The organism is Azospirillum sp. B2RO_4 (genome assembly GCF_051124815.1).
Lineage (GTDB): Bacteria > Pseudomonadota > Alphaproteobacteria > Azospirillales > Azospirillaceae > Azospirillum.
Genome location: NZ_CP118485.1, coordinates 904,500 through 921,195, shown reverse-complemented (window position 1 = coordinate 921,195; position 16,696 = coordinate 904,500). Strand labels below are relative to the sequence as shown.

The following is a 16,696-nucleotide window of genomic DNA, read 5'->3' as shown; positions in this document are numbered from 1 at the left end:
TCCTATGCGGCCCGCGGTCATTCCGCCGCGGCGGCAGGGCCAGTGGCGGCCTCCCGGGCGCGGCGGCCGGCCGGATCGGTATAGAGATCGTTGATGCGCTGGACATGCACCGCCGTCGCCTCGCGGATGGCGAAGATCGCCCTGCGCGCCCGTCCGCCCCAGCCGGCCGGCTGCTTGGCGAAGATCGAGCGGAAGAAGCGCGTGTTCTTCAGGAAGGCCGCCCGCAGGTCGAGGTCGACGTCGCCGAAGCGGTCGCTCAAGGACAAGGCGATGCGGCGGGCGAAGAACTGGCGGAGCTTGAAATGCCCGGCCAGGAACAGCCCGCCCAGCAGCACTGCGGTGCCGATCAGGTGCAGCGGCAACCCGCCGTCGGCATTGTCGAACAGCCAGCCGAGGAAGGCGCCGAAGCCGCCGCCCACCGTCTGCACCACCGCCCCCAGCAGAACCAGCAGCAGCGCGCCCCACACGGCGTCGCCGGTCAGCACGCGGCGGCGCCACGTCGCCATCGCCTCGCGCAGCTTGGGCAGCACCTCGCCCTCCAGTTCCTTGGTCAGGCTGTCGATCGAGCCGATGATGCGATAGGCGCGGGCGACCTCCACCTCGTTGATGCGGGTGTGGATCTCGGCAAGGTCGTGGTCGCGGCGGGCTTCGTAGCGGGCGCGGCGGCCGTCATCCCCGATCTCCACGGCGGAGCGCTGGTCGTAGATGGCGTAGAAGCGGCCCGACACAAGACCGGCCTGGGCGATGGCGCGCTGCCAGGCGCCGAACACCGCCTCCAGATTGTCCTCCTTGGCGGTGGTGTCGACCTGGTTGAGGATGTAGCAGACCTTGCGGGCGTCGGCGCGGTTGACCGTCTTGGCGACCAGATGGCGCAGCGTGTCCTGCATGGCGCCCGGTTCGGGATGGCGGGCGTCGAAGAACACCAGCACGAGGTCCGACAGCTCGACGATGTGGTCGACCAACCGCAGGACCGACCGGCGCTGGTCGTCGGCGTCGAAGCCCGGAGAATCGATGAAGATCTTGCCCTTGGTCCGCGGCCCGGCCAGCGTCTTCAGCTGCAGGTAATTGTCGATGCGCTTGCCCTCGCCGGCCGCCACCTTCTCGATCTCGTCGGCGATGCGGTAGAAGGGAAAGCGCGGGTCGGCGTTCAGCGCGGTGCCGGGCAGCGCCTCCTTGCGGGTTTCCGGCCCGTGGCAGATGACGGTGAACTTGTCGTCGACCGCCTGGTTGCCGGTGTTCTGCAGCACCTCGCCCAGATAGCCGTTGAGGAAGGTCGACTTGCCGGCCGAGAAGGTGCCAAGCACCGCGACCATCGGCCACCAGGGAATGCGGGTGGTCAGCGATTCATGGCGGTCGATCAGCCCAAGACCGGCCAGGATGCGGTCGAAGGCGCGGAAGGTCGGAAGGACCGGCAGCAGGTTGGGGTTTTCCGCGCGCAGATGGGCATCCAAGGCCGCAAGGCGCTGCTGAAGGGCTTGCCGGGGGGTCATGGGCGGGCGAATTCCACTGTTGCACGGGCCGGGAAGACGGGCCGGAGACAGGACGGCGGCCCGGATGGGAATGGCCTTTCTCTAGCACGGGCGGCACCGGCACCGGACATGAAATCTCCCTCATCATCCATGCGGAGACTCCGGCCGGGCGTCCGAAAGCGCACGGGAACATCGCGGGCGGCCTTTGCGTTGCCTCGCGATGGACGACACCGACGGCGACCGCGACAGCCCCTCCCCCTCCGCGCCCGCCGGTCCGGAGCAGGAGCATCGGCTGACCGCGGAGGAACTGGCCTTCCTGCTGCGCGACCCGATGCTGCAGGCGCGCGAGGCGGAGCGCGCCGCCCGCTCCAACCGCAGCCGCACCGAACGGCGCGCCGCCGACCCGGCCTATGCCGAGCGGCTGCGCGCCGGTGACCGCGAGCGCCAGCGGCGACGACGCCTGCGCGACTCCATCGGCCGTCCCGAACCGCCGGAGCAGCCGGCCGCCGGCCTTCCCGACCTGACCCAGGCGCAGGCGGCGGAGCGGCTGACCGCGCACCTGCACCGCAGCGCCTCGGCACAGGCGGCACAGCTGCGCGCGCGGCCCGACCGCATCCTCCTCTATGCCGAGACCTTCGTCGCCTACCGCATCCTGGCGGCCGACGGCGTCCGCCCGACACGCGGTGCGCTGGCCGCCCTGCTGAAGTCCCGTTTCGGCCGCAGCGTCACCCCGTCCCAGGTCCAGAAGCTGCGCGACCATGTGGAGGGGTTCGCCGCAGCCGGCGGTCCCTGGGCGGAGCCGCCCCCTTCCGGAGCCGCTTCCAGATCCGTCGCCGCCCGGAAGGGGAATGGCGGGAAGGCCGATACGGGCGGTCACGCACCACGCCCCTCGCGGTACTGAATCTGCCCTGTCCGGCGCCGGCCGGTGCTGCGCTGATATGGTTAATTATGTATTAAAGATCGTCTGCCCAACGATGGCGGCCCATGGCGGCCCGCCGCCGGTGCGTGACACGGTGTATCGAGCTGTCGAACATAAAGTTTTCCCACAAGCATCCGAATATTTACCACAACCAGAAGGTTTTTGATCACCATTTGTAGCGGTGCAAACCCTAACTGGTCCCGAACGTCGAACTGCTGTAAACAAAAAGCTGTCGACCCAACCATTGGGCGAGCCGAAAGATTCGGAGATTTCCGCAAAAGGGTTGAGTGCAGGGATCGGACAAGCCCTTCTGGCAATTGATCCTCATCACCTGCGAAATAATACAAAGCTGTAACAGGACAACTCTCGCGAATGTTGCCACACCATCGATGCCTATCGGAATATGAGGGTCATGCGCCAATATTCAAAAGTTTTCTCTTGAACATCAGCAAGGAATGTGTGAACAATCCTTTCATTCTCGCAAAGAGAGGCTGCGGAAGACTGGGCATCGGAGACCAATGGACATGAGTGAACCGACGGCGCGCAAAAGAGGACGACGCGGATCGCCGGAATCCTGGTCTGTGGACGCCCATGTCGGGCAGCGCGTGCGGATGCGCCGGACCCTTCTGGGAATGAGCCAGGAAAAACTTGGCGAGGCGATCGGGCTGACCTTTCAGCAGGTCCAGAAATACGAACGCGGCTCCAACCGGATTTCGGCGGGAACCCTGTACCGACTGGGACAGGTGCTGGATGTTCCGGTGAGCTTCTTCTTCGACACCTACAGCGATGCCGACGGCCTGCGCCGCTCGCGCGGCGGCTTTCAGGAGTCGGACGACGACGACACGCAGATCAGCCGGCGCGAGGCGCGGCTTCTCCGCCTGTGGCGCGCCGCCCCCTCCCATGTGTCGGACGAGATGCTGTCGCTGCTCTCCGCCCTGTCACCCGAGATCAAAGAGCCGCCGGAAGGCCCCGACGAGGGGGAGGACGGCGATGCCGACTCATCGCCGTCCCTTGAACCCACGCAGTCATCCGGCGGCGGCAGCAGCCTCGCAGGCAGCGAAATCGTCGCTGCGGCTCCGGGCGAGGAAAATGTCCGCAAGCCCGGCCGCACGGTTCGTAGCGATGCCCCGCGGATCAAGACCGCGAAATCCGCCGACGGCTCCAGCGAGAGCAAGGCTCGCCGCCGTCACGGCGCGGTCTGGGACCCGACCGACATCCTGCGCGCGACCAAATCGTCGCCGCGAAGCTGACGGCGCCGGGACGACCGGCAGCGACCGCATTTCATCTGCACATCGAAAAGGCTCCGCATCGGTCGATGCGGAGCCTTTTTTGCCCAATGCCTTTTTGTATGGAATGCTGCATCCGGGTCGGCGGCCGAGACAGCCGCCGTTCCGATGACTACCAGCTGCGAACCGGGCCGACGTCGAGATGGACGAAGCCGCTGCGCGGGTAGAAGCCGACGCCGCCCGACTGCATCGCCTTGGCGGTTTCGGAGATGGCGCGCAATTGGGTGTCCGGCAGGCGGATGTCGATGGCCATGCCGCGGGTGTGATAGCTTTCCTTCGCCACCCCGCGCGACCGGCGCCGCGCCATCGCATTGGTGCGGCGGGAGCGGTAACCGCAGATCACCTCGAACGGATCGTCAGACCCGACGCTCTGGTGGACGCGGGCGAGCAGGTCGAACAGGCGCGGATCGTAACGGCAGACCTGCTTGGCCCGATGGTCGCGCAGCAGCACGTCCAGCTTGCGCAGCGCATCCGGCTTGTAGTGGCCGTCGGCCCAATAGACGCCGTCGAACCGTTCATGCGTGTTGATGTTGTGCAGGCTGATGCGCCGGACGCTGCCGGCCAGGGGAGCGGCCTCCGCACTGCCCGACCCCAGAAGGACCGGCGCCGTCGCCACGCCCGTCGCCACGCTGGTGGCGACCCCCGTCATCAATCCCGAAGCGGCCGGAAGGGCCGACGTCACCGCCGCAGCGGCAAAACCCAGGAACCCGCGCCGCCCGATGGTCGGAGCGGCACGCTCGTCATCCCCCAAATGCATCCCCGAACCTCGTCGTTTTACGTTCTTGGCCGTTCTACGCTGTGGCCGTTCGGCGTTTGGCGGGTCGCGTGGCGCCCGCGGCTGGTATAACCTTATGACCAACGCTGGTCCGGAGCGTCCCGTCTGGTGTGAATCGTCTCCGGACGGATATTCGTATAGGGAAGGTCATCGGCCGAGGCAACCAAAAAATTTTGTACTGTGACCTTCTTGCATAGGCAGGTCATAGGACGGCGGCAGGAAGATCACACCGGGAGAATGATCGACGGAATTTCGCGCCGCACGCCTCGCCTTCCATTATTGCGTTGCATAAATTGTTCGGAAGGGCGGTGGCGCGTTCATTCGTATGCGCAGCCGGCCCACAGTGACAGAGGGTATCCGACATGACCGTATCCGCCGACCTCCGCAAGCCCCGCAAGCTGGCCATGCTGGCGCTCGCCGCCGCATCGGCGCTGGCGCTGCTCGGCGTCGGGCCCGCGGACGCCCTGCCCTACCGCGACACGCTGACGCAATGGGCCGACCGGCTGGACGCCGCCGCGGTGGATCTGGACCGCAGCCCGGTGCAGCTGTCGACCCGAATCGGCGAAGGCGGCCTGCTGAAGCGCGGCAGCAGCGGCGAGCGCGTCGGCCGGCTGTCGCAGCGGCTGGTCGAACTCGGCCTGCTGCCGGCGGACAAGGCGTCGGACGTCTTCACCGCCGACGTCGACCTTGCGGTCAAGACCTTCCAGCTCTCCCAGCGGATGAAGCAGGACGGGCTGGTGGGCGCCGGCACCCGCGCCGCGCTGGACCGCACGCCGGCGGAGGCCGCGGCGCTGATGCGGCAGAGCGCCGCCGCGATGCGCAGCTTCCGCGACACCGCCCCGGACAATGTCCTGGTGGTGAACCTGACCGACCAGACCACCACGCTGGTGCGCGGCGGCGAGGAGGAGCTGACGATGCGCGCCATCGTCGGCCGGCCGTCGCGCGAGACGCCGCTGCTGACCGACCGCATCACCCACGTCATCGTCAACCCGACCTGGACCGTGCCGCCCACCGTCCTGAAGGAAGACAAGCTGCCGATGCTGCGGGCCAAGGGCGTGCCCGGCATCCAGAACGCCGTCGTCTATCTCGACGGGCAGGAGGTGGCGCCGGAAACGGTCGACTGGCACGACGTCACGCCCGGCCGGGTCCGCATCGTGCAGCAGCCGGGCGACCACAACGCGCTGGGCCGCTTCCGCTTCAACCTGACCAACCCCTACGACATCTATCTGCACGGCACCAACGAGCCGCGGCTGTTCGCGCGCGAACTGCGCTCCATCAGCTCCGGCTGCGTCCGGCTGGAGGATCCGCGCCGGCTGGCGGAGCTGCTGCTGCAGGGGACCAGCGTAACCCCGGCGCGAATCGACCGCATGCTGGACAAGCCGCAACCGCAATGGGTCAAGCTGCCGACGCCGATGCCGGTCCAGTTCGTCTATTGGATCGCCACGGTCGAGGCCGACGGCGCCGTGCGCCTGCATCCGGACATCTACGACCGCCTGGACGACGTCCCGGTCGGCGTGTCCGCTCCGGCGGCGGAACCGGCGCCCGGTTCGCTTCCGGCCGTCTCGCCCGCGACCGTCCCGGCGACCACCCCGGCGGTGACGCCCGCCGACACCGGCCGCGCCGCCATGCCCGAGGGCAGGAGCGGCACGGCGGACGGCACGGTGAGCGGCACGGCCGGCAAATCCCCCGTCTGAGGAGACTAGGCCCGGCGGCGGGTCTTCTTGCTGCGGTTGGGCGGCACGGCGGTCGAGGCCGCCTCCTCCGGCGTCGGCCAGACATCGCGGTCGCCGCGCATCGGCATGCCCATCTCGTCGCCCTGGTCGGCGAGGCCGGGCTGCTCGCCCTGATTGGCGACGCTCAGCACCGGCTCCACCGGCTCCGTCCGCATCGCGGTCGCTTCCGGTCCGCCGGCCGGGTTGGGCTTCAGCGTGTCGCGGTAATTGTCCTGGATCGCGATCTCCTCGCTGGCCAGTTCCCAATGGGCGGCGTCGCGGCCTTCCGGGCGGCCTTCGCGTTCCCAGATCTCATGCGCGCGCCGACGGATGCGGCTTTCCAAATCCTCGGCCATACGAGTCGTCTCCTTCACGGGTAAACCTTCCAAAAGGGTAAGCGGCGTGGCCGGCGGCGCCTGTTGCGACGCCCGGCGATCCGCCTGTCCCCTTATGAACCCCGCCGCTCCCCCACCGGTTCCGGCATGCCGCTTCGCACGCCTGTGCCCGCCGCTTGGGCATGGCCGGTCGAGGTACCGTTTCCGAACGGCAACGCCCCTGTGAAAAGCGGCGAAGCCGCCATAATTTCGCCGCTTGTCGTTTGAATTAACCCCTTCGGGATGATATTGCACCGCCATCAACCGGCGGTCCGCAAAGTGTGGCTGGGCCAAGCAACGGGACCGATATGTTGCGCATTTCCTGGCCGAACGCCGCATCCCCAAGTTCCAGCCTCCGGATGGCCGGCGGCCACGGCGTGCTTCTCAAGGCCGCACTGCTGGCCTGCGCGATCGCACTGCCTGCCGCCCTGCCCGTCCACGCCGCCGAATCGCCCGCCAAACGCCAGACCGCCGCCAAGGTCGAGCAGAAGGCGCCGACCCCGGCCGCCGCCCCGGCCACCACCCAAGCCGATGGCCCGGTCCTGCAGTTGGGCATCTATTCCGGCGACGGCGACGCCTGGTGGAGCTGGAAGAACCTGCAGCGGCGCGAGCGCGAGCTGACGGCCGGGATGACCGCCTCTGTCATGCTGCTGGACGGCAAGAGCGAGGCCGGCGGCGTCGCGCTCTACGCCCAGGTCGCCAAGGGCACCGACGCGCGGGCGTTGTGCCGGCGGATCGTCGGCGCCGGCTTCGGCTGCCTCGTCGTCGACCGCCCGGCCCCGGCCGCGACGCCGGCGCCCGTCACGCTGGCGCCCGCGACAGTGGCGCCCGTCGCGGTGGCACCCGTCACGGTGGCGAAGACCGCTCCCGAAAAGTCCGCTCCCGAAAAGACCGTGCCTGCTCCCGAGCTTGCCCCGGTGCAGACGGCGACACCGGCGGAACCGGCCTTCGTTCCGTCGCCTGCGACCAAGCCGCCGGCCGTGACCGTGGCCGTCGCGCCGCCGCTGCCCGAAGCCAAGCCGCCGCAGCCGGCCGTGGAGCGCGAGACGGTGACGACGACGACCACGTCGGTCCTGGCGCCGATCGGCTCCGCCAATGCCGCTCCGCTGCCGCCGCCCTCGGTCGCCGCCGCCCTGCCGCCGGCCGACGGCCTGGTGATCTACAACGAGGAAGATGCCCGCACCATGGCGGACATCGAGCAGCACAGCCGCCGCAAGGGCCGGCTGCGCTCGGTGATGCCGGATTCGCGTTACGACGTGATGCCGGCGACGCTGAAGCGGGAGAACTGGAACCTCTGCGCCCTGACCTTCGACGACGGGCCGCACCGCACGGTCACCCGTCAGGTCCTGGACATCCTGAACCGCGAGGGCGTGCGCGCCACCTATTTCCCGGTCGGCCGCATCGCCGAACGGCAGGGGGATCTGATCCGCGACTTCGTCGCCGGCGGACATGAGATCGGCAACCACAGCCTGACCCATTCCGACCTGCGCAAGATGGACGCCGCCGGCGCCCGCTACGAGATCACGGAGACCAACCGCATCCTGCGCGAGTTCGGTGCCAACCCGGTGCTGTTCCGCCCGCCCTACGGCCGCTATTCGGACGAACTGCTGACCATCGTGCGGGAGGAGCATATGGGCTCCGTCCTGTGGTCGGTGGACACGCGCGACTGGCAGGTGCGCAACGCCGACAAGATCGTCAGCCAGATCAAGCTGGGCGGCCTGCCGGGCAACGTCTTCCTGATGCACTCCACCTATGCCAGCACGGCGCAGGCGCTGCCCCGCGTGATCGCGGAGCTGCGGGCCAAGGGCTGCGAGTTCGTCACCCTGTCCGAATGGCTGGAGCGGGCGCGCGTCCTGGCACTGCCGAAGATCGTCAATGCCGGCATGCCCTCGCCGGTGGCCGGAACGCCAACCGACCGCCAGTAACCGGCCGCCGGTAAGGGGTAGGCCGCTCCCTTACCGGGCGGCCTTGCCGTCCTGCTTTTTGCGGTTCTGGGCATATTGACGGATCACCGCGTCGACTTCCGTCGGCAGGATCGACCAGGTGGCGCCGACGGTGTCGCCCTTGACCTCGACAACCGAAACGGTCGCGTTGAAGGTGAATTTTCCGGCCGGATCGTCGACACGCACCGACACCTTGGCGTTTTGGCCGACGATCAGCGACCCGTCGAAGCCGCGGGCGACGAAACCCTTCGGCGTCAGCGACACGATGGGAAAGCTTTTTCCGTCGCACTGGATGACGCTGACCGGCATGCGGGCAGCCGGCTTGGCCGCCTTCTTGTCCTTCACTGCGACCTTCAGGAAATCGAAAAGCCCCATCCCGCGCCCCCGGAAAACCGTCCCGGTTCGCCGGGAGGAAGGGCGAATGCCGCCCTCACCCGCGATTAAACGCGGGCACGCCTCGCGGAGCAACGGAATCCTTATCGGGGGTAATCCTATGGACGGCTGACTCAGCGGCGGAAGGACTCCTGCATGGCGGCCCAGGCCCGCTGCGCCCGCCTGACGGACAGCAGTGCGAAGGGCAGCAGGGTCACCAGGACGACCGCCATCCCGACCATCACCGACAAGGCGCCCAGCGCATCGGTGGCGGGAAGCCGGGCAACCAGACCGGCCAGAAGATGCAGGATCAGCGCCCCCAGCACCGATACCGCCAGCAGGGGACCGACGACGGACGGCAGGAGGCCGAGGGTGCCACGCCGCGGGCGTCCGGAAGGTCCGGCCGTGGCGGCATCCTTCGCCGCCCATCCCGACCGGCCCGCCGGGTAAGGCATGCCGGCGACGCCCCGCACAACGCTCCGCATTGGCTCCTCCGCTCTGGCTGTCTTTCCGCACTCCGTACGGCTGCATTCAGGATGGTTCAGTCGGGGTACCGAGAGAACCGACGCGGGAACTATAGGATGCTTTCTCCGGCCTGGCTAAAATCCAATACGATTACCCCCTTGTGCAGAGCCCCACCCCTGCCCCCGCCCAAAGCATGGGCATCGAAAGTACAGGTCCGGCCAACAGGCACGACGGAAGGCATGGCCGCCGGCAAAGCCGACGGTCTCCACAGAGGCTGTGGATAACTGTGTGGGCAAGCCGTGGGCAGTCCCGATTCGCGCTAGGCGATTCAAGGGGGCTACGGTGTTTGCCCAAAAATCAGGCAAATAACGCAAGCGCCTGATTTGTAAGAGAAAACGCTATTTTCCGGCTCTTGGAGCCCTGGCCGCGTGTCAACCGAAATCTGTCACATTCCGGTCGACCCTGCGATTTCACACCCTGTTGTGCCCTGTTGACAACTGCTCCCAAGGGCATTCCACCATCGTTGCGGGTGGGGCGGCCCTCTTCGGCCGCCCTATGACCTTCGGAGAGGCAAGGTCTCCGCAACCGCTTGAAACCCCTAGCTCTCCGTCTTCGCCCAGCAGCGCAGAACCTCCGCCACGCTCCAGGCCTGGGAGATGCAGCCGCGCGGGGTGAAGGGCGCCTCGGCGTCGAAGATCTCGCTGATGGTGCCGATGCCGGCCTCGTCCAGATGCGGCAGGAAGCCCTCCAGCAGGCGCCGCGCTCCCGCCTTGTCCTCCGGGTGCAGCTTCAGCCACGCATCGACATAGGGGCCGATCAGCCAGCCCCAGACGGTGCCCTGGTGATAGGCGGCGTCACGCGCCCGCAGGTCGCCGAAATACTTCGCCTTGTAGTCGCGGCAGCCCGGCGCCAACGACCTCAAGCCCACAGGTGTCAGCAGGCGGCTGCGCACCGTCTCCACCACCGGTTCCCACCGCTCGCGCTCCAGCACCGGATGGTCGAGCGAGATGGCGAAGATCTGGTTGGGCCGGCAGGCGATGTCGTCGCCATGCTCCCCATCCACCACGTCGAACAGGTGGCCGGCCGACGGACACCAGAAGCGCGCGTTGAAGGAGGCGTATGCCTGATCGGCCAGTTCGCTCAGCGGGCGGGCGGCGGCCTCGCCGTCCTCCTCGCGCAGCCAGCCGGCCATCAGCCGCAGGGCGTTGTGCCACAGCGCGTTGATCTCCACCGCCTTGCCCCGGCGCGGCGTCACCACCCAATCCTCGACCTTGGCGTCCATCCAGGTCAGCTGGTAGCCCTCCTGCCCCTGGCGCAGCAGCCCGTCCTTCGGATCGACGCCGATGCCGAAGCGGGTGCCGCGGCGGTGGAAGTCGATCACCTCGCGCAGCTTGGGCAGCAGCAGGCGCAGCGTGTCGCGGTCGCCGGTGGCGGCCAGATAGCGGTGCAGCGCGTGGAAGAACCACAGCGTCGCATCGGCGGTGTGGTACAGCCCGCGGTCCTTGCCGTCGGGGAACATGTTGGGGATCAGGCCGTCGCGGATGTAATGGCCGAAGGTGTGCAGGATCCACCCCGCCTCCAGATGGCGCCCGGTGGCCAGCGTCAGCCCTTCCAGCGCGATCATGGTGTCGCGGCCCCAGTCGGTGAACCAGTGATAGCCAGCGATCACAGTCCGCACCTCGTCGCCTTCGGCCCGCGCCCGCATCTGGTCGGCGACGCGGCCGGCCGGCACGAACAGGAAGCTGTCGGCGGACAGCACCAGTTCGGCCATCGCCCCGTCGCGCAGGGCCGGATTGGCGTTGTGGATGATGCGCCGCCGCCGCTCCATCTCGAACACCAGAACGTCCGGCGGCGGCAGCGCCTCCAGCCGCCACCAGTCCTCGGTCGCGGCGGCGAAGGTGATGCTTTGGCCGGGCCCGACCTCGCCGCTGAAATAGCCGGGAGTCCACAGCGAACCGCGCGCCTGATAGCCGCGCTCGTCCTCCACCCGGTAATAGACGTCGCGCCGGATGCCGCCGTCGAGCGTCATCGGGAAATCGCCGCCCTCGATCGCCATGCGCAGCACCGGCAGGTCGGCTCCGGCGGAGACCTCGTAGCGCTGCCCGGCCGCGCTGATGCGGTAGTCCCGGGCCAGCGGCCGGTCGACCGCCGATTCCAGCGTGCGGAAGGCCATCACCGGCCGCAGGCGCAGCTGCACCGGCGCCTTCGCCTCCATCACCCGATAGGTGACGTGGACGATGTTCTGGCCGTGCGGCAGGACGACCTGCTTCTCGATCACCGCCCCGCCGGCACGGAAACGCCAGACCGGCAGCCCTTCCTCCATGCGGAATTCCTGCAGGGCGGCGGTCTGCCCTTCTTCCCGAGACCCGCCATCGTCCGGTTCGCCGCCGGTATCGCGGCTGCTGAGGCGATAGCTGCGGCCGTCGGCGTCGATGACCACGTCGCTCAGCTGGCTCAGCATCAGAACGCGGCCGAGCGGGGCCGGCAGCGCCGCGATCAGCAGCCCGTGGTAGCGCCGCGTCACCGCCCCCGACACCGACCCGGAGGCATAGCCGCCGAGACCGTTGGCGACCAGCCATTCACGGGTTTCCGCGCCGTTCGGACCGGTGTTCAGAACCTCGCGCGACAGCCTTCGGACGAAATCAGCCATGATGGACCTATGCTCAGCTAGCGGTTTCCGACCCTTGGGAAACCACGATGACCGGGGTTGTGTTGCCTCCGCCCTCGTTGCTCTTTGTTGGGTCGCTTTTCATCGGAAAATCGTGCGCGGGGCCCAGAACCAGCGCCGCATGGCCGGGCAGCCGCCACGCGCCGTCGGGCTGTTCCACCGCCGCCGTGCCGCTGCCGCCATAGACGGGCTCCTCGCTGGACCACAGCACCCGCCATGCGCCATCGAGCGGCGGGGCCAGCAGCGGCTCCGCCAGCGCGCGGAGCGTCAGGTCGCGGCCCAGATTGACCAGGACCAGACGGTCGTCGCCCGCCTCCTCCCCGAAGAAGCGCAGGATGAACGCCTCGTCGTCCAGCACGGCGCCGTCCAGCCCGCCGGTGCGCTGGGCGGCGAACACCGGATCCTCCCGGCGCAGGCGCAGCAGGTCGCGGTGCATGGTCCACACCTCGGCGTTGGTCTCCCGCTCCCGGTGGTCGAGCTTGCAGCGGGTGAAGCTGTCCTCCGCCTGCGGCTTGGGCAGGCCGGTGCGCATTGCGGGTCCCGCGATGCTGGGGAACTGGGCCAGGAACTCCGCCCTGCCCGCCTCGACCAGCGCGGCGAGGTCGGGCTTGTGGTCGGCGAAATAGAGGAAGGGGGCGCTGGCGGCGAACTCCTGCCCCTGGAACAGCATCGGCGTGCCGGGACCAAGCAGGATCAGCGCCGTCATCGCCCGCAGCAGCCCCGGCGTGGCCAGCGCATGCAGCCTCGATCCGCGGGCGGAGTTGGCGATCTGGTCGTGGTTCTGCAGGAAATTGACGAAGGCCGGCCGCGGCATGGCGAAGGCCGGCATGCCGCGCCGCTTGCCCTGCCAGCGATACCACTGCCCCTGATAGAGGAAGCCGTACTTCATCGCCGACACGAACTCCTGCGGCGTGCCGCGATAATCGCTGTAGTAGGCCTCGTTCCGACCGGTCAGCGCCACCATCGCCGAATGGTGCAGATCGTCGTTCCAGATGGCGCACAGGCCGCAGCCGCCCTCGTCGGCCGGCTTCACCATGCTGGCATGCTGCGGTTCGTTCTCCCCCACCAGGATGGTGGCGCGCCCGCCGGCCGCCTTGCGCACGGCACGGGAAATCTCGGTCAGGATGTGCGGTTCTCCGCTGTCAAAGATCGACTGGGTGGCGTCCAGCCGCAGCCCGTCCAGATGGTATTCCTCGACCCAGCAGGCGGCGTTGCACAGGAAGAACTCCCGCACCGGCTCCGAGTTGGGACCGTCGAAGTTGATCGACTCGCCCCAATCATTCTTGTAGCGGTCGGTGAAGTAATCGTCGGCGAAGCATTTCAGGTAATTGCCGTCCGGGCCGAAGTGGTTGTAGACCACGTCGAGAATGACGGCGAGGCCCAGCCGGTGCGCCCCGTCGACGAAGCGCCGCATGGCGTCGGGATCGCCATAGAGCCGCGTCGGCGCGAACAGGTTCACCCCGTCATAGCCCCAGCCGAAGCGGCCGGGAAACTCCGACACCGGCATCACCTCCAGCACCGTCACGCCGAGATCGGCCAGCGCCGGCAACTCCCGCAGCGCCGCGTCCCAGGTGCCTTCCCGCGTGAAGGTGCCGATGTGCAGTTCGTAGATGACCTGGCCCCGGATGGCGCGGCCTTGCCAGTCCTGGTCGGTCCAGGCGAAGCGGTGCGGGTCGACCAGTTGCGAAGGCCCATGCGGCCCGTCGGGCTGGAAGCGCGACATCGGGTCGGGATAGAGCATGTCGCCGCCATCCAGCCGGAAGCGGTAGAGCCCGCCGGCCTCCAGCCCCGGCACGGTGCCGGAGAAATAGCCGTTGCCCTCGCGCTCCAGCGCCGTCGCCCGCCCGTCGGGTTCGGTGACAAGCTCCACCCGCCCGGCCTTCGGCGCCCAGACCCGCGCATGGGCGCCGCCGGGCAGCAACTCCACACCGATGGGCCAGCGGCGTTTGACGGTGGCCTGCGCCTGCTCGACAGGCGGTGTTTCGGCGGACATCTTCACGGCGGTCGGTCCCCCGGATGAGTGAAGCGGACTTGCCTCGTGGCGATGGTCAACAGGAGTGGGGTGGCGTAGTCGCGGAGGGGCTGAAAATTGTTTCAGGGCTGGGGTTTTGGGGTGGAGTGTCGGCTGGCGATGCCCCCACCCCAACCCTCCCCCGCTGGGCGGGGGAGGGAGTAAGTGCTTGTTCGGAAAAGCGGCGGCAGTCCCTCCCCCGCCCAGCTCTCGCACAAAGCTCTGCTTTGTGCTGACGCGGCAGGCGGACCGTAGGTCCGCTGAGAGCGGGGGAGGTTAGGTGGGGGTCTAACTTATCAAGAACCCAACCACCTTCCTCACACCCGCTCCCCGAAGCTCCGCGCCGCCGCGTCGATCACCAGCGGGTGCGCGCGCAACGCGGTCAGCGCCGCTTCGACCTTGTCGTCGGTGACCTCCAGCGTCACCACCACGTCGGAACGGTCGCCGCGTTCGGCGTCGCGCTCCTCCCGTCCCCGCTGGACGACGTCGCCGAAGCGGTCGCGCAGGCTGCCGACGATCTCGGCCTCCACACCCCGGCCGCGTTCGGCCGGATAAGCGTAGACCAGTTCCATGGCGGCTCTCCCTTCTCACTCTAGCCTTGTGGGGCAAAGACGACGCGCAGGCAGTCGTCGGCCTTCTCCTTGAACATGCGGTAGGCCTGCGGACCGTCGTCCAGCGGCAGCCGGTGCGTCATCAGATAGGACGGGTCGAGGTCGCCGTTGCGGATGTGCTCGAACAGGCGATCGGCATAGCGCTGGCCGTTCTGCTGGCCCATGCGGAAGGTCAGCGCCTTGTTCATCGCCGCCCCCATCGGGAACTTGTCGATCACCCCGCCATAGACGCCGACGATCGACAGGGTGCCGCCCTTGCGGCAGCTCTCGATCATCTGGCGCAGCACCGCCGGCCGGTCGGTCTGCAGACCCACCGCCTGCTTGGCCCGGTCGTAGAGGTCCTCCACCGCGTTCGACGCGCTGTCGGCCTCCATGCCGACGGCGTCGATGCAGACGTCGGGACCGCGTCCGCCGGTCATCGCCTGCAGCGCGTCGAAGACGTCGACCCGGCTGTAGTCCAGCGTTTCGGCCCCGGCCTTCATCTGGGCGGCACGCAGCCGTTCGGGAACGCGGTCGATGCCGATCACCCGCTCCGCCCCCAGCAGATAGGCGCTGCGGATCGCCATCTGGCCGACGCCGCCGCAGCCCCACACCGCCACCACGTCGCCCGGCTTGATGCCGGCCATGTCGGCGGCCATGTAGCCGGTCGGCACGGCATCGGACACGAAGACCGCCTTCTCGTCGCTCACCCCTTCCGGCACGCGGAAGGCGTTGAAGTCGGCGTAGGGCACCCGGATGTACTCGGCATGGCTGCCGGCATAGCCGCCGAAGGCGTGGCTGTAGCCGAAGATGCCGGCGCCGCAATGGCCATAGGCGGTGCGGGCATAGTCCGGGTTCGGGTTGGAGTTGTCGCACAGCGAGCTTTCGCCGTGCCGGCAGTGCCCGCAATGGCCGCAGCCGATGATCGACACGGTGATGACCCGGTCGCCGCGGTTGAGATAGCGGACCTCCGGCCCCTTCTCCACGATCTCGCCGAGGAATTCGTGGCCGATGATGTCGCCGGGCCGCATGGTCGGGACATAGCCGTCGATCAGATGCAGGTCCGACCCGCAGACCGACGACAGCGCCACCTTGACGATCACGTCATGCGGATTGACCAGAACCGGGTCGGGCACCCGCTCCACCCGCAGGTCGTTGGTTCCGTTCCAGCAGAGCGCCTTCATTCCGTCGCCTCCCGGAAACTACCCGACCCATTGCCGCGCGGCTGCCGGTCGATGGTCGACAGCTCACCGGTCTCCACCCGCTGTTTCAGCCGGCGCAGCGCCTCTTCCGCCTGCCCTTCCGGCGTCACGCCCAGAAGCGCCGCCACCTCGGTGGCCGGAACGCGGTAGACCAGCGTCAGCCGCACCTCCGTCCCGCGGTCGCCCGGCGCCGGGCTCAGCATCAGCGAGGCGCGGTGCGGCAGCGCCGTCTCGCCCGCCGTGTGCCAGGTCAGCAGCCGGTCCTCGTCGACGCGGTCGAGCACGCAGCGCCAACTCGGCCCCTCGCCGCCCGAGACGGCCTTGGCGATCCAGCGGCTTTCGGTGGCCGACAGCACGTCGACCCGCTCCAGCTGCGGCATCAGCTTCGGCAGGTTGGCGAAGTTGCGCCAGAAGCGGAAGACCGCGCCAGGGTCGGACGCGATGGTGACGACCGCCTGCGTGCGCTCCGGCGTCAGCGACCGCCGGCGGGAGGCCGGGACATGGCTACGCCAGGAGGCCGAGGTCGGTGCGGCATGCAGGGACCGCTCGCCGAAGGGCCGCAATCCAAGCGCGCCGACGGCGAACAGGCCGGCGCCGCCCAGCGCCAGCATCGCCCGGCCCCAACCAGACCGCTGCAGCCCCATCACGCCCAGCGCCGTGCCGCCCATCATCGCGAGCCAACGTCCGCCCGTCGCGGCCTCGCCCGACCCAAACCGGTCGCCGATCCGGCTCAAGCCCGAGCCGAGAGTGTCCGGCCGCGGCCAGCGGCCGTCTCCGGTCAAACTGTTCGACGCCATCGCCGCTCCTTTCCCGAATGTCCAATGCCTGTCGACAGAGAACAGCCGGGTTGCGGCTTCGTTGCCTCGCCCGCCCCGCTATGCGGCAACCGCGGGGCGTTCCCACTGTTAGC

At 68.6% G+C, this 16,696-nt stretch carries 13 protein-coding genes and 1 pseudogene; 4 read left to right on the top strand and 10 right to left on the bottom strand.

Annotated features, from left to right (window positions below; translation table 11 throughout):
• Window positions 1-17: 17 nt before the first annotated feature.
• Entirely contained in the window at window positions 18-1,490 is a 1,473-nt protein-coding gene (locus PWS46_RS04305) for a dynamin family protein (RefSeq protein WP_434618498.1), read from the bottom strand.
• 199 nt (window positions 1,491-1,689) lie between these two features.
• Here PWS46_RS04305 and PWS46_RS04300 point away from each other — a divergent pair, with 199 nt between their 5' ends.
• Together PWS46_RS04300 and PWS46_RS04295 are read left to right on the top strand one after the other, a co-directional pair.
• Window positions 1,690-2,370 (top strand): hypothetical protein, encoded by a 681-nt coding sequence (locus PWS46_RS04300; RefSeq protein WP_434618495.1) that lies wholly within the window; start codon window positions 1,690-1,692, stop codon window positions 2,368-2,370.
• A gap of 542 nt (window positions 2,371-2,912) precedes the next feature.
• Window positions 2,913-3,168 (top strand): annotated as a pseudogene (locus tag PWS46_RS04295) (helix-turn-helix domain-containing protein); the annotation flags it as partial.
• A gap of 618 nt (window positions 3,169-3,786) precedes the next feature.
• Here the strand turns inward: PWS46_RS04295 and PWS46_RS04290 are convergent.
• Window positions 3,787-4,431 (bottom strand): DUF882 domain-containing protein, encoded by a 645-nt coding sequence (locus PWS46_RS04290; RefSeq protein ID WP_434618492.1) that lies wholly within the window; start codon window positions 4,429-4,431, stop codon window positions 3,787-3,789.
• 380 nt (window positions 4,432-4,811) lie between these two features.
• Here PWS46_RS04290 and PWS46_RS04285 point away from each other — a divergent pair, with 380 nt between their 5' ends.
• Complete coding sequence (locus PWS46_RS04285; RefSeq protein WP_434618489.1) at window positions 4,812-6,143, top strand: L,D-transpeptidase family protein; 1,332 nt, start codon at window positions 4,812-4,814, stop codon at window positions 6,141-6,143.
• Window positions 6,144-6,148: 5 nt separating this feature from the next.
• Here the strand turns inward: PWS46_RS04285 and PWS46_RS04280 are convergent, their stop codons facing one another.
• Window positions 6,149-6,517: a DUF2934 domain-containing protein gene (locus PWS46_RS04280; protein WP_434618486.1), complete on the bottom strand. Its 369-nt coding sequence runs from the start codon at window positions 6,515-6,517 to the stop codon at window positions 6,149-6,151.
• Between the two features lie 395 nt (window positions 6,518-6,912).
• On the opposite strand from PWS46_RS04280, the gene PWS46_RS04275 reads away from it, so the two are divergent.
• The gene (locus PWS46_RS04275) at window positions 6,913-8,460 is read left to right on the top strand and encodes a polysaccharide deacetylase family protein (protein WP_434618483.1); all 1,548 of its coding nucleotides are present in this window, start codon (window positions 6,913-6,915) and stop codon (window positions 8,458-8,460) included.
• Window positions 8,461-8,490: 30 nt separating this feature from the next.
• Here PWS46_RS04275 and PWS46_RS04270 read toward each other — a convergent pair whose 3' ends face one another.
• The 7 genes from PWS46_RS04270 to PWS46_RS04240 form a co-directional block, all read right to left on the bottom strand.
• Window positions 8,491-8,853 (bottom strand): hypothetical protein, encoded by a 363-nt coding sequence (locus PWS46_RS04270; protein ID WP_434618481.1) that lies wholly within the window; start codon window positions 8,851-8,853, stop codon window positions 8,491-8,493.
• 131 nt (window positions 8,854-8,984) lie between these two features.
• Window positions 8,985-9,335 carry a hypothetical protein gene (locus tag PWS46_RS04265; RefSeq protein ID WP_434618478.1) on the bottom strand — a complete coding sequence of 117 codons (351 nt, stop codon included), beginning with the start codon at window positions 9,333-9,335 and terminating at the stop codon, window positions 8,985-8,987.
• 578 nt (window positions 9,336-9,913) lie between these two features.
• Complete coding sequence (locus tag PWS46_RS04260; RefSeq protein ID WP_434618475.1) at window positions 9,914-11,965, bottom strand: amylo-alpha-1,6-glucosidase; 2,052 nt, start codon at window positions 11,963-11,965, stop codon at window positions 9,914-9,916.
• Window positions 11,966-11,978: 13 nt separating this feature from the next.
• Window positions 11,979-13,976 (bottom strand): malto-oligosyltrehalose trehalohydrolase, encoded by a 1,998-nt coding sequence (treZ, locus tag PWS46_RS04255; RefSeq protein ID WP_434619897.1) that lies wholly within the window; start codon window positions 13,974-13,976, stop codon window positions 11,979-11,981.
• 335 nt (window positions 13,977-14,311) lie between these two features.
• Complete coding sequence (locus PWS46_RS04250) at window positions 14,312-14,566, bottom strand: hypothetical protein (protein WP_149197263.1); 255 nt, start codon at window positions 14,564-14,566, stop codon at window positions 14,312-14,314.
• A 20-nt stretch (window positions 14,567-14,586) separates the two neighbouring features.
• Window positions 14,587-15,768 carry a zinc-dependent alcohol dehydrogenase gene (locus PWS46_RS04245; protein ID WP_434618471.1) on the bottom strand — a complete coding sequence of 394 codons (1,182 nt, stop codon included), beginning with the start codon at window positions 15,766-15,768 and terminating at the stop codon, window positions 14,587-14,589.
• Complete coding sequence (locus PWS46_RS04240) at window positions 15,765-16,583, bottom strand: SRPBCC family protein (RefSeq protein WP_434618468.1); 819 nt, start codon at window positions 16,581-16,583, stop codon at window positions 15,765-15,767. Before PWS46_RS04240 ends, PWS46_RS04245 begins: the two co-directional genes overlap by 4 nt.
• Window positions 16,584-16,696: the final 113 nt, after the last annotated feature.

Bases quoted from the DNA above. Each gene is read 5' to 3' on its own strand.
- PWS46_RS04270 (WP_434618481.1), bottom strand. From the start codon at position 8,853: ATGGGGCTTTTCGATTTCCTGAAGGTCGCAGTGAAGGACAAGAAGGCG.
- PWS46_RS04300 (WP_434618495.1), top strand. From the start codon at position 1,690: ATGGACGACACCGACGGCGACCGCGACAGCCCCTCCCCCTCCGCGCCC.
- PWS46_RS04245 (WP_434618471.1), bottom strand. From the start codon at position 15,768: ATGAAGGCGCTCTGCTGGAACGGAACCAACGACCTGCGGGTGGAGCGG.
- PWS46_RS04280 (WP_434618486.1), bottom strand. From the start codon at position 6,517: ATGGCCGAGGATTTGGAAAGCCGCATCCGTCGGCGCGCGCATGAGATC.
- PWS46_RS04305 (WP_434618498.1), bottom strand. From the start codon at position 1,490: ATGACCCCCCGGCAAGCCCTTCAGCAGCGCCTTGCGGCCTTGGATGCC.
- PWS46_RS04290 (WP_434618492.1), bottom strand. From the start codon at position 4,431: ATGCATTTGGGGGATGACGAGCGTGCCGCTCCGACCATCGGGCGGCGC.
- PWS46_RS04260 (WP_434618475.1), bottom strand. From the start codon at position 11,965: ATGGCTGATTTCGTCCGAAGGCTGTCGCGCGAGGTTCTGAACACCGGT.
- PWS46_RS04265 (WP_434618478.1), bottom strand. From the start codon at position 9,335: ATGCGGAGCGTTGTGCGGGGCGTCGCCGGCATGCCTTACCCGGCGGGC.
- PWS46_RS04250 (WP_149197263.1), bottom strand. From the start codon at position 14,566: ATGGAACTGGTCTACGCTTATCCGGCCGAACGCGGCCGGGGTGTGGAG.
- treZ (WP_434619897.1), bottom strand. From the start codon at position 13,976: ATGTCCGCCGAAACACCGCCTGTCGAGCAGGCGCAGGCCACCGTCAAA.
- PWS46_RS04240 (WP_434618468.1), bottom strand. From the start codon at position 16,583: ATGGCGTCGAACAGTTTGACCGGAGACGGCCGCTGGCCGCGGCCGGAC.
- PWS46_RS04285 (WP_434618489.1), top strand. From the start codon at position 4,812: ATGACCGTATCCGCCGACCTCCGCAAGCCCCGCAAGCTGGCCATGCTG.